The 12,328-nt window shown below is 42.3% G+C and carries 10 protein-coding genes; 2 read left to right on the forward strand and 8 right to left on the reverse strand.

Annotated features, from left to right (window positions below; genetic code table 11):
• Positions 1-60 precede the first annotated feature (60 nt).
• Together OCU74_RS17865 and OCU74_RS17870 are read left to right on the forward strand one after the other, a co-directional pair.
• The gene (locus OCU74_RS17865; protein WP_159457416.1) at positions 61-4,032 is read left to right on the forward strand and encodes a DUF637 domain-containing protein; all 3,972 of its coding nucleotides are present in this window, start codon (positions 61-63) and stop codon (positions 4,030-4,032) included.
• Positions 4,025-4,963, forward strand: a complete 939-nt coding sequence (locus tag OCU74_RS17870; RefSeq protein WP_087481011.1) for an immunity 49 family protein — start codon at positions 4,025-4,027, stop codon at positions 4,961-4,963. The genes OCU74_RS17865 and OCU74_RS17870 overlap by 8 nt, the downstream gene beginning before the upstream one ends.
• Positions 4,964-5,539: 576 nt before the next feature.
• Here the strand turns inward: OCU74_RS17870 and OCU74_RS17875 are convergent.
• The 8 genes from OCU74_RS17875 to OCU74_RS17910 all read right to left on the reverse strand — a co-directional run bounded on the left by OCU74_RS17875 (position 5,540) and on the right by OCU74_RS17910 (position 12,060).
• Complete coding sequence (locus OCU74_RS17875; RefSeq protein ID WP_087481010.1) at positions 5,540-6,340, reverse strand: AraC family transcriptional regulator; 801 nt, start codon at positions 6,338-6,340, stop codon at positions 5,540-5,542.
• A gap of 16 nt (positions 6,341-6,356) precedes the next feature.
• Complete coding sequence (locus OCU74_RS17880; RefSeq protein WP_087481009.1) at positions 6,357-6,959, reverse strand: LysE family translocator; 603 nt, start codon at positions 6,957-6,959, stop codon at positions 6,357-6,359.
• A gap of 17 nt (positions 6,960-6,976) precedes the next feature.
• Positions 6,977-7,624: a molybdopterin-dependent oxidoreductase gene (locus OCU74_RS17885; RefSeq protein ID WP_087481008.1), complete on the reverse strand. Its 648-nt coding sequence runs from the start codon at positions 7,622-7,624 to the stop codon at positions 6,977-6,979.
• A 14-nt stretch (positions 7,625-7,638) separates the two neighbouring features.
• The gene (locus tag OCU74_RS17890; protein WP_087481007.1) at positions 7,639-8,391 is read right to left on the reverse strand and encodes a formylglycine-generating enzyme family protein; all 753 of its coding nucleotides are present in this window, start codon (positions 8,389-8,391) and stop codon (positions 7,639-7,641) included.
• The gene (locus tag OCU74_RS17895) at positions 8,388-8,792 is read right to left on the reverse strand and encodes a DUF2000 domain-containing protein (protein ID WP_087481006.1); all 405 of its coding nucleotides are present in this window, start codon (positions 8,790-8,792) and stop codon (positions 8,388-8,390) included. The genes OCU74_RS17890 and OCU74_RS17895 overlap by 4 nt, the downstream gene beginning before the upstream one ends.
• On the reverse strand, positions 8,792-9,424 hold the full coding sequence (locus OCU74_RS17900; RefSeq protein ID WP_087481005.1) for a hypothetical protein: 633 nt from the start codon (positions 9,422-9,424) through the stop codon (positions 8,792-8,794). The genes OCU74_RS17895 and OCU74_RS17900 overlap by 1 nt, the downstream gene beginning before the upstream one ends.
• A 530-nt stretch (positions 9,425-9,954) precedes the next feature.
• Positions 9,955-11,022, reverse strand: a complete 1,068-nt coding sequence (locus OCU74_RS17905; protein ID WP_087481004.1) for a polysaccharide deacetylase family protein — start codon at positions 11,020-11,022, stop codon at positions 9,955-9,957.
• A 189-nt stretch (positions 11,023-11,211) separates the two neighbouring features.
• Positions 11,212-12,060 (reverse strand): hypothetical protein, encoded by an 849-nt coding sequence (locus OCU74_RS17910; RefSeq protein WP_087481003.1) that lies wholly within the window; start codon positions 12,058-12,060, stop codon positions 11,212-11,214.
• Between the last annotated feature and the right edge of the window lie 268 nt (positions 12,061-12,328).

Genomic DNA, 12,328 nt, shown 5'->3' on the forward strand with positions numbered 1-12,328 from the left:
TGAATCGTTGTGATGTTTTATAGAAATGATTATCAAGTAGATCGGAATCTGGTAAATAAAATGATGAAAAACAACCAAATACCATTATGGCAGCGTCTGACTTCCTCGGTTCTGTTGCCGGTTATTCTTACCCATCTGGCTTTCCCGGTTTATGCCGCAGTAAAGCAGAATGTTGCGCTGGAATCGATTACCAATGCTGTCGCCGGTTCCGCACGTTATGAACTGCAAGAGCAGGTCCGGGATTACCTTTATTCCGGGACAATAGAAAAAGATGAACTGGCAATTTTTGACGGATTCGAATTTTTCTTTACCCAGATTAAAGCCAGCTATCCTGAAATGTTGTCAGCCTATCAGGGCGAGAACACCTCGCTGGATGACATTCCGACCCGCTTCGGAACACCTTATGTTGAGCGGGGAATCATAAAACAACAGTTGACTCAACTGTTGAACAAGAGCTGGATTTCGGCGCCCGGCTACTCAAGCTATAACGAACAGACGAAAAAGCTGTATGAAAATGCCGTCAGTTATGCAAAATCTTCCGGAATTAAACTGGGACAGATGTTAACCGCTGAACAGATCACTCAGCTTTCTGCGAATATGATCTGGCCGGAGAGCCGGGTGATCAATGGACACGAGTATCTTGTTCCATTTGTGTATCTGACACCGGCTACGATTGAAGAACAGCGCTTATCTGAATCCACGTTATCTGCCAATTCGGCGGAAATACAAACACGTAGTTTTGTGGTCAATGGGGCACGTGTTGATTTCAGACATGATGCACTGCTGGACATCACCAATGACTTTATCAATACCAAAGGTATCATTTCCGGCGGACAGCTGACGATTCGTACCGGACGTGATTTGCAAAACCTTTCCGGAACCATTACCGGTGATGATGTTTCTCTGATTGCAAACCGGCTGGTCAATGACACGCTGGTGACGCGTATCGATTATGGTCATGGTTATGCGGAAGCTTTTGATCAGATTGGTTCGATTGTTTCACTGGGCGATCTGAATATTCAGACGACATCTGATGTGATCAGCCACGGCGGACAGTTCTCCGCTCAGGGTGATTTGCAGATTAAGTCACAGGGCAACATCATTCTGGTTCCTCAGGTTACAAAGAGTGAGCGGGCAGAATCCGGTGAACACTGGTCGGAAAGTGAATCATCACTGGTTAACCTGCAAACCAATCTCTCTGCTGTCGATGCGTTATCTCTGATTTCCGACGGACAGGTTTACCTTGAAGGTGCCGTACTGGAAAGTCAGGGATTACTGGAAATCCTTGCAGCACACGGTATTACCCTGAAAAGTGCCGCTGACATGCACTCCTTCGAGAGTCGTTTTGAAGCGGAAAGCGGTGGTGTTTTCGGGACCAAAGAAAGTGAGTCCGAGAGCCGCACTGAAGCCGAAATTGTCCGAACCCTGCTGAAAGCAGGGCAGAGTATGGTATTGCGTACTTTGCAGGGCAATATTCTTCTCGAAGCTGTGACTGTCGACAGCCGGGGCATTTCAAAAATTATTGCCGAGCAGGGTTCGATTGATTTTGAACTGGCGAAACTGCTGGAAACCTACAGTTATGAAAAGTCTTACGATGGTGCGTTGTCATTCCGCCATCAGGGGCATGGTTATCAACGCGAGGTCTCTTATTACTCCGAGTTCATTAACTCCGGTGGCATTATGCTCAATGCCTATAGTGGCGTTCGGATCCAATATGCCGGAGATAAACATAATTTAGATGCAACTCTGGCAACACTGGCGGAATCACCGGAACTGGCGTGGATGCAGGACATCCGCAATGATCCTTCGCTGAATATTGACTGGCAGGAAGTGCAGCTGGTCATGGAAGAATGGGATTATGACCAGTCCGGACTGACACCTGCAGCGATGGCAATTCTGGCGATTGCGATGGCAATAGCCACAGGGGGCGGAGGACTGGTCGTTCTCAGTGGTGAAGGTGCGGTGGCCGGTACGATGGCTGCTGCGGTGAATGCCGGTATTTCAACACTGGCTATGCAGGCATCTGCTAGTTTGCTGGCCAATGGCTTTGATATCAAAGACACGCTGAAAACGATGGCATCGAAGCAAAGCCTGACATCTCTGGCAACCAGTATGGTGACAGCCGGTGTGCTTGAAGGCATGAACACCGAATGGCTTTCTGGCGGTACTTATTCACAAGCCGCTCAGATGGTGATGCGCTCTGCGGTGAGTTCCGGCATTTCAACCGTTATCAATGGTGGAAGTGTCAGTGATTTCGGGGATTCATTTAAGACCAGTTTCGCGACTGCGGTGGTAACGACCATTGGTGCTGAGCTGGCTGAGAAAATTGGTGATGCTGCCGGTGCGCATGGATCGACCGAATCAAACCCAGGCGGCACGCCGCAAATCAGTGAAGCCACCAAATATATTGCTCATGCCGCGTTAGGCTGTGGTCTGGGCAGTGCGATGACATCAATCAGCGGCGGCAATAGCTCAGATTATAAGAGTGGTTGTGTTTCTGGTGCTGCCGGAAGTGTTATTGGGGAGTATGTTTCATCTCAGTATAAAGACCATGTTCAGGAGATCGAGACTGAGGTTGAAAGTAGTGCCAGAAGAATGCTGACTGGTGAGGAAACATTATCACGGCCAGAGCTGGAAAAAGAACTAAGGAGATTACAAAGCCTTGGTGTGGATATTTCCCGGTTTGCTGCTGCGGTGACCGTCTTTGCATTTGGTGGCAATGTCGATATCGCTGCTTATACTGCCGGAAATGCAGCCCAACATAATGCACTGCTTTTACTGGTGCTGATATATGCCATTGACGGCGTGATGTTGGCGATGACACTTTATGATGTAAAAAATGCTTTGGATCGGATTGAAGCGATTATTCAGGGAACGGCTCCGGTAGAAGAAGCAATCAGAGATGTCCTGATTGATTTGTTAGTCGATGTATCTCTTGGCAGGCTGAATAAAGCGGAATTTGTTGGTAAAAGCCTAGCATCTCTCATTGAGATAGTCACCAAGAAGCTGGATGACTTGAATCCATCTTTAGCCCATGCCTTTGAAAATATGGCATCGGATATCAGAAAAAGACAAAATGGAGAATCACCAGATCATCAGTACAGAACATCCGACGATATTCACTTAATCAGCGACAAATATCGGCCAGATTATGAGAAATATCGTAGCGAAATAAAGGGTAGAGGGCTTTCCCCAGAAGATTTTGAAAGAAATCGTGAAAAAGGATGGTATTTTGATGGTGATGCCGGTCGCTGGAAAAGCTCCAATCCAGGAAAAGTTTCAATCGATTATGATACAAATTTTGATGAAATAGCAGATATTGAGTTTGATATACAAAAACTCGGCTTAGATAGCAAGCGAACCTATCGTATTGAAATCGATGGTGAGTATGTTGAAAGGGATATCGAAGATTTAGTGGTAGAACGTGTCAATGCCAAGAAACAGTTGGAACATTTAGGTACAAATTCTGAACTAGATGATGAGATTACTTCTCTTGAACGCCTGAAATGGCAACATCGTCAGAAGCAATCTAGTGAAGCGATTGGCGAGCTGGTTTCTGATGGTGTTGTTCGTAATGAACTTTTCCCAGGAAGAGTCGTCGAAAAACTAAGAACATTACCGCCAAATCGTAAAAATAAAAATGGTCAATTTGACAGTGTTTATGTGGTTGATCGGGGTATGCCTAGTGAACAGGTCATCATTGTTGAGGCAAAAGGTGGGTTACCTGGTTCGGTGTCAAAAATGACGGGACGGAGTGTCAATAATAAAGGTTATGCCCAGGGGCATCCGGTATATAACAATGATATCCTTGATGTGATGAGAAAAGATTATTCACTGTCAAAAGGGCAGGTCGCTGTAGATAAAGCTGAGTTAACAGAGTTTAAAGAAACAATAGAGCTACTGACAAAGCATAAGACGATTAATAATGCAAAATATTATCGGATTGAAACAAAACTCAATCCGGATGGTTCGATTATGGATAATCAGGCTATTCGCTATAAACAAGTAAAAGAGGCTTTTACTAATGACTAAGGTTCAATTAGCGCATCATATACAGTATGAATATGATGAGGATGAGCGGAACGAGTTGCTCGAAGATATTTCTAAATTCCATCAGCTAAGCTATGAATATATAGAGTCAAAACCGTTAAGTGTATCTATCGGTGGATACGAAGATGCATTCAGTTTTCTAGGCAAAATGAACTATATGAACTGGGATAAGCAACAGACGATCTGGATGTTGCAGGAAGCCTGGGAATTGTTAGAGGTTCACTATCAGATTGCCCTGCATCCGGGAGAGCAGGTGATGTGCCAGTATGCCGGATTGTTATTTGAAGCCGAGGGGAAAATCACCCGGGCTTCGAATTCTCTATGGAGTTGGATTGATGCAATGTCGATCGCTATGATCCTGCGTCAGTCGGATTTACTGAATGTATTGTTGGCATTTGATGAAAGTTTTCTGGATATTGATGATGGTGCTCAATGTGCAGATCCAACGCACCGTTTTGAGAAAGCTCTACTGGCCCTTTATAAAGGCCTGTTTACTCCGAAGGCAGATATAGCAACATTGCTGCGTGATGTTGCAGAGAAATCAGCTCCGGAATATATCGGAGACAAGTACGCTCAAAATTTCGTATATGGGTTTTATCTGCCCTTGATCCCTTTAATCGAAGCGATGTACCGTTCGGACAGAGAGACTGCGTATCCGAAGGCTCTGTTGCGGGCTCTGGAAGCACATAAAAATCAGGCGAATTTTGAAGCATCAGAAGAAGAGTATTTTGTTTCTGATCATAAGTGGGACAGCAAAACCTGGGTGTCTCTGCCAATTACCGGGTTAGCTGCATTGGCCTATCAGCGCTGGAAACTGGAACCCAATGTTGAAACCAAGTATTTGCCTCAGTGGTGGGTGACTGGTGAAAGTATTCCGAAAAAACGTCTGTTTATTAATGAGGTGTTTAAATAACAGAGACAATTTTTTGGTTAGTTTGGTAGTGTTCAAATTTCTGTGTCATTTCTTTAAACTGAACCAAAAAGGAAATGACACCTTATGTCTGACGATAAACTGACCAGAGAAGTATTACTATCGATTGCGACCACGACATTCGACAATGTGGACTGTTTTCATCAGAACATCAACAGTGGCAATGAAGTGGAATAGTTTGAAATTGAATGATTTTGCAAAATGAAAATTGATTTGCATTTTAAGAAATACATATGAGTGCTACTGTATTGTAATTAGGTTAATATTTGTACGAATTAAATGAAATCAAATGGTTAAAAGCAAATAAAAAGTTGGCACACATACTGCAATAGTTATAGCGACCCTTATTAAGCCGAGGGTCACCTAGCCAACTGACGTTGTTAGTGAACCAAATTGTTCATATTGACAGCCAATCACAATCTTGTGATTGGCTTTTTTTATGCAAAGTCCTATATCCTCTTCTCATCATATCCAGGTGAACACCAGATTTGTGATACTTAGATACTTTTATTTAGTCTGAGGTGAGCTGATGTCAGGCCAGAATGAACCATGCCTTATTTAATTTACTTTATATTCAATCGGGGTTGCAGCAACTAATTTTTTGAAATTTTTGTGAAAATGGCTCTGATCGGTAAAACCTAAATCTGTTGCGATAGATGCGATTTTATTCCCTTCTTTGAGCTGTCTTTTGGCTTCATTGATACGCATGGCGATCTGCATTGCATGGGGAGTAATCCCATACGTTTTTCTGAATGCGTGGATCAGATGATATTCACTTAGTCCTGAGTAAGAAGCTATATCTTTTACAGAGATATTACACTTAAAATTATCTCTGATATATTCGTATGCTCTGGATACATTTCTTTTAGGTGACTGTTTATCATAAGAATATTGATTGGTCATCGCAAATAAGTTAGAAAAAAATGCAATGCAATTTTCTTCAATTTGCATATCGTTGTTACTTTTGGTGAGAATATTGGACAGTTTTTGCAGTTGAGTAAAAATTTGATGGTTTTCAAGGTGATTCACTGAAAAGGGGACAAACTCCTTCAAGTGTTGTCCCACAACCATGGATTGTATATGACTTAGCCATTTGGGGCATACATAAAGCATTTTGTAGCTCCAGTTGGTGTCCGGAGCTGGGTTGCAAGAGTGTACTTCCGATGGATTGATAATGACAATTGAACCTGTTTGAATTCTACACCGCACATTACTATTGAAGTAATCACTCAGGCCACTGTCGACAGCACCAATGGAGAACTCTTCGTGAGTATGCTTTCCATAACATGCTTTTGACTCTTTAGAAGAACGGAGCTCAATGGGAACAACGTCAGATCTAAAAAAAGATGGCTTTGACATATGGATTCATACTCACTCAATTTGATAGAGAGAAAGTATATAGTACCGTAACAGCCAATAACAACCCCATAACAATATTGAATAGCTTAAAATGCCTGGGTGTTGAGAGTATTGAACGAATTGTCACTCCCAGAACTGCCCAGACAGAGATGGACGCATAACAAACAACAAAGAAGATGCTGCAAAATATAAGCAGTTTTTCGAGCTCAGCCGAGTTGTCATGGAAGAATACTGAGATTCCTGCCAGAGAGACGATCCATGCTTTTGGGTTTAGCCATTGGCACATTATCCCCTGAAATAAGGATGGAGCACTTGTATTATCTTCTTCACTATCTGAAAGTGGATTTTGGGTTGCAACTTTATAGGATAAATAAAGTAAGAAAGCTCCGCCTAAGTAAGTCAGAATATCTGTCAGATATGGTGCTTCACTCAAAAATTGAGATAAACCAAAACCTAACAAAAATAATATTGTGACAAAACCTAGTGTTGCACCCATTATATGGGGAACTGTCCGTAAGTATCCGCAGTTTGCCCCTGTTACTGTGGCTAAAATATTGACTGGTCCGGGAGAAATAGAAGTCACCAGAGCAAATATAGCCATTGCGAGTAATATAGTCATTGCTTTTCCATCTAACTTTAAAAATCAGTCACTTCGCCGGTACCATCTATAAATCGATGCTCTTGCAGATCAACGATTCGGTATCTTTTGGGTTTTATTTTTCCTTCCTTACTATAACCGGCTTTAGATTCCCAGAAACCTTGATCAAACTCTTTCGTGAAGTGTAATTCAGACAGACACTTTACACCTTTGTATCTGTATAAAGAGAAGTCAACGAGTCTGAGAGGATAGCCTTCCTCTAAGGTTAATGGTTCACCATCTATGGCCCACACAAGCATTGCTCTGTTTTCTAAGGAATGCTCTAATGAAATGGTTGAATCATATTGACCTTTTTCAGTTCCGAGACTGAGTTGTTTTAAATAATATGGGTAGTATCGCGTCGTATTGATTCCTAAGTAATCAAGTAAGTCGGACAGTAAAATGCCTGTCCAGTTGCGCCTGATACTCCAGTTACAGACACATACAACCCGACGGTTTTCTGTAATCGTTGAAATTTTCTTTAACTCGTCAAATTTTACATGAATAGGTACTGATTCATCAGGAAGATAGACCTTTAATGACCATTCTTCCATATTTATTGAATCATGAGATTCTGGTGGCCCTTCCTGATAATACCGCAGAGAAGACGGTTTTTTTTCAATATAGGGAGTTTTCAATGTATCCATATTTTAATCATTCCTTATAGTATTTTTACACAGCGAAAACCAACAATATTATCCCGAACAGTCGGTGGGTAATTATCCCGACAAGTACATCTCATATAATCCTCATCGTGTAATCCTGAACCACCTCTGACAATATGATCCTCCTCAATATTGCTAATATAGAGTGGGTTAGCATTTCCATCATCCCATGAGTAGTTCGGGTGGTAGTTATCTAAACACCATTCTGCAAGGTTTCCTGCCATATCAATACAACCGAATGGAGATCTGTTTTGAGGATGAGCATCCCAATACGTGGACTTACGATCAAGTTCTTCTGGTTCACAATCCGGAGCATAGTTAGCGATTTCTGACGATGGTTCGCTATTTCCCCAGGGATAAAGACGTGAATCGTTTCCTTTTGCTGCATATTCCCACTGAGCTTCAGTTGGAAGTTCTTTTCCGACAAATCTGGCATATGCGTTGGCTTCATACCAACTAATTCCGGTTACAGGCTGTTTATCCTGATTCCAGTTCGGCTCGTGCCAATACAGAGGTTCTGTAATATTGTATTGCTTGATGAAATTGTATCCTTCATCACTCCAGTATTCTTTGCATTGATAGCCGCCTTGCTCGATAAATACTCTAAATTCAGCATTTGTTACCGGATGAATATCTATAAAGAAGTCACTCAAGAGCACTTCTGTGACAGGTTGCTCGTCAGGGCTGAGATCTGAACCTCGCTTATATGGGGAGCCAGATACTAGTACCATTTCTACTAAATTATTCATCGAATGAGTCTCATGTTTCCGGTGTGTTTACTTATAATCTTTTTGTCGCCATAAACTGCGATTCCCAGATACTCAATATCCTCATTTTGTACTGAAGCTAATTTATTTGAGTAATCCTCATAGTTTTTGGTTGTCTGAGCAATATTAGAGAAATCGATCAGTGTTGTATGAGGCATTAATTCTGATCGTAATCTTTTAATATCGTTAGGATCTCCTGCCAAAATAGGTATAGGAATACGAGTAATACCGAGATGTTTCTCTCCATCCCCATTTTTAATATCTTCACCTACTAGTTCAGGATGTATTTTCCCTAAACTTAAAGTTAATACGGCCGCAGTATTTGCAATAAGACCCTGTGGTAGTTCTTTATCGATTACTAATACACATTTTTTATTATCCATCAGGCAATTTCCTCTACCTTAACTTGATTACACGAGAAGACTACCCAAGTCATTTCTATATTCAGAGGACTTGATAGCCTATGGAGATGATATAAATCCAAGGCGTCCACATTAGCCAGACAGCAATCAGAGATATTGCTGGCAACTTGTCTGGCTCCCTTACTTGTTGAATCGGTGATTTCGATTTCTAAATTAGCTTTTGATAATCCCTGAACCACATCATCAGCTGATTTAATTAAACCATTCAGCCTTGATAATGGCGCATGGTGTGTTGCGATTCTAATCGGTTGCTGTTCACTTATTTTTGCCTTTAGAGATGCAACATCTTTACAGCTAAGATAGTAGGCTGGTGGGGCATAGTAAAAAGAGCCAAGTAACATCGTATCGGCATTCATGTAGAAGTTGTCTACCCGCTCATATGCGTTAGCGACAAGTAGCGCACAAGATGTATTTTTCTCTACGTGTTGTGAAGCAAGTTCAAAAGTATCAAAGAGAAGTACTTCCAAGGGCTTTTCTATCAAAGATGACAAATGTTTTGCTGCCGCCTGACTACTTGAACCATCCGGACCGAGGGTCGCAATGGACGTGATATGTGGGTTTTCCCTGAGCCAAAAGTTGTTATTAGATATCATTGTTCAATCCTTATAACTTGTTTGGTTCAACGATATCTATTCGTCGTATAGCCGTATTGTATAAAATTGTTGTTTATTGCCGTTGTGCAGCCAGAAAGGTGAAAATCCCATCTGGGCTTGATGGTAAGTCGTTTAGGTGAAGCAGAACTTTTATTGTTGAACCACTCATTATTTTCTTAGTCTCTGGCTCCGAAATATGACGCACAATGTGTGTTTTCGATTTCAGAGGCATTGGTGCTCTGTGCGCCAGTGACTCTTGCAAAGATGCAAGAGTAACCAGAAAATCTTTTTTGTTTGACGGAGCTGCTGGTGGTTCAGGACCGGTTTTTATGAGTCGTCCTGACTCAGAAAAACCTAGAAATCCATCCGTGGATTTCTTCCTTCGAGTAGTGGTTGATTTGCATTTGGTGGAACATTTCTATCAAAAGGAACTGGGGTGCAGGCGATCATGTGGCTGAAAGATGAAGCCTGAGCGCACCAAACCACAACATGGTAACTCGCACAATCCACCCATAACCCGAAAAAAATAATTAGCTATACGCTACAGTTTCCCCAGACTGTAGAGGAACACCGTGACCATCATGGTTGATCCAGACTGTGTGTTCTGAGTTATTAGAAAAAACTTGTCCGTCGTCACTGACTTCAACGGCTTCAAGTGTTTTCAGGTAGAGCGCTATTTCGCCCATGCTTGCGTACCAAATATCTTTGTGGCCGGAGAGTTGCTGACAAATCCCTTCCATAAACGTCCAGTTATATTCTGAATTGGGGTCGTCAAACTCCCAGCTGTGTCCCCAGATGAGAAACAGTGACAGCTTGGAACCGTCTTCGGCTAAGAATCTGTTGGTGATCTCCTGTGACTGACAATGATGGACACTCGGACGCCAGCGCAGCAGATCTCCGGGGAGTCGGAAATCATTGGTTTCAGGAACCACACGACCATAGACTAGTCCCCATTCTTTCATCCGTTTGAGCATAGTGAGGTTGTAGCTGCCAAACGGATATGACATACCGATCATCTTGCGACGTAACAGTTTTTCTAACCGTTTCTTCTCATCGTATATTTCTGCCCGGATATGTTCTTCTGTCGCGTGATACAGGAAAGGATGCGTCGAGGAATGCATCGAAATTTCGTGTCCCTTATAAACCGGTTTTGCTAATTCTGCGGGAACCTTACTGGGATCGTCCATAACACCGGAGTTAATATGAAAGGTTCCTTTAATGCCATACTTGGTGAACATCCGGGTTAAGCGGATATCCTGAATCACCCCGTCGTCATAACTCATCCCCAGCGCTTTCTTCATACCATTCGGGAATGTAAAGAAGTCATAGTGATTTGGTTTTATTGTCCAGAGATCACCATCAACATACCAGGCTTCCGCTTTATCCAGATAGTAATCTTCTGTTTGAGAGCCTTTCCCGTCGGTTAATACAAAACATACATTTTTTCTGCCTTTAATCTGATGGGTATGCCAGCCATCCCTTCCTTTTTTCAGGCGGATGCCGGGCCATTTAGTCTGCAATTTCTCAGGGTTTTTATCATCCCATAAATGGATATAGGCAGCTTTCCAGCTTGCGGGCTTCTTCAGGTGAATTCTCATAGAAAAATACAATCGCTCTGTTTAGGAAAATAACAACGCCATCAACGAAGAAAAGGAACTTTTATAGATTAATTAATAAAAATATAGATTAAGGGGTAAAAACTTACTAGGGCGTGTTGACCTGCCTTGATTAAATGTACGACAAATTGCTGAAAAAAACATCACGAAAGGTTAACACGCCTGAGCTTATCATTGTCTTACGATATTAAATTCCGGCGCATCCTGATCTACAACCCAACCTCCTTGGTCAGAGTAACCGTGACTGCATATACGATCGTATGTGCTTGAATCCTGAGTAAAGAGAAGCATCGCCGGTGGCCGGTGCGTGTATTTTAAGACAGCATATATTCCCCGTTCTTCACAAGGAACCGGCGCTGTAATCGTGTGAGATGGAATTGTATAGTTGAAAGGATTGTTATGATCTGCACCAATACTCGCCATGTGGCGGGTGAAATCGTTCACAAACGTAGCACAGTCACACTGATGTTGGTTGGAAATTCTGAAGCGATAGTGCATCCATCGCTGGTGTAACTCTTCTGCACCCTGATGGCAGAAGTCATAGTTTAAGACCCAAAAAGCATACAAAGTCGGTTTTCTGGAAATATAATCCAGCCGGTTGTAATCCGATGCCTGTCCTCCCTTCAGTGATAATCCCGGAGTGGCGTGATAGATATAAGTATTGTTTTCTTCCGACGCAAATTTTGGGAAACGGTGAATCCCAATCCGGGAATGGCCCATACCATGGCCGTAGGAAATCTGAGCCAGTGCAACCAGCGGTAAATCTCTGCCAGCCGCGTATAGAGACTCCCTGAGTGAACTCCAGTCCTGCCTCGCTACACATATATCCGGCATGTTTTGATTCCAGTTGGTAAAATTAGCAGCCAGACGATTTTTAATACTGTCGTGCAATCTGGGAAAAAGTCGCTTCGGAAAATAGCCTTTGAGTAACTGTTGCGAGGTCTGGATATCCGGTATCCGGGACCAGTCAATCATATCTTTAGATATTACTGACGCTTGATTAATCGTTAAATGATCCATCGTTCTTAGATGTGGTGATATATAATCTTAAACCGTAGGATTCCAATCTGTTATTTTCAAGTTACGCAGCGATAATTTCTCAATGGAATATATTTTAAATAAAATGGCTCTTTAATATGATGTGAAAGAACCACGATATTTATTTTCTGAGAGAAGTATTTTGATATATACCCAAGTAACCTCAAGATGCTGGATCCCGAGTGTCTTCAATCAGCGCTATTCAAGGAAAATGTCGGCAGGAATGGCCTTCCTATTTCAACGGCTTGAG

This window comes from Vibrio mangrovi, assembly GCF_024346955.1.
GTDB classification, from domain to species: domain Bacteria; phylum Pseudomonadota; class Gammaproteobacteria; order Enterobacterales; family Vibrionaceae; genus Vibrio; species Vibrio mangrovi.

What these genes read in the sequence shown, in the direction of transcription:
- OCU74_RS17865 (WP_159457416.1), top strand. Translation starts at nt 61, where the DNA reads ATGATGAAAAACAACCAAATACCATTATGGCAGCGTCTGACTTCCTCG.
- OCU74_RS17870 (WP_087481011.1), top strand. Translation starts at nt 4,025, where the DNA reads ATGACTAAGGTTCAATTAGCGCATCATATACAGTATGAATATGATGAG.
- OCU74_RS17875 (WP_087481010.1), bottom strand. Translation starts at nt 6,340, where the DNA reads ATGTCAAAGCCATCTTTTTTTAGATCTGACGTTGTTCCCATTGAGCTC.
- OCU74_RS17880 (WP_087481009.1), bottom strand. Translation starts at nt 6,959, where the DNA reads ATGACTATATTACTCGCAATGGCTATATTTGCTCTGGTGACTTCTATT.
- OCU74_RS17885 (WP_087481008.1), bottom strand. Translation starts at nt 7,624, where the DNA reads ATGGATACATTGAAAACTCCCTATATTGAAAAAAAACCGTCTTCTCTG.
- OCU74_RS17890 (WP_087481007.1), bottom strand. Translation starts at nt 8,391, where the DNA reads ATGAATAATTTAGTAGAAATGGTACTAGTATCTGGCTCCCCATATAAG.
- OCU74_RS17895 (WP_087481006.1), bottom strand. Translation starts at nt 8,792, where the DNA reads ATGGATAATAAAAAATGTGTATTAGTAATCGATAAAGAACTACCACAG.
- OCU74_RS17900 (WP_087481005.1), bottom strand. Translation starts at nt 9,424, where the DNA reads ATGATATCTAATAACAACTTTTGGCTCAGGGAAAACCCACATATCACG.
- OCU74_RS17905 (WP_087481004.1), bottom strand. Translation starts at nt 11,022, where the DNA reads ATGAGAATTCACCTGAAGAAGCCCGCAAGCTGGAAAGCTGCCTATATC.
- OCU74_RS17910 (WP_087481003.1), bottom strand. Translation starts at nt 12,060, where the DNA reads ATGGATCATTTAACGATTAATCAAGCGTCAGTAATATCTAAAGATATG.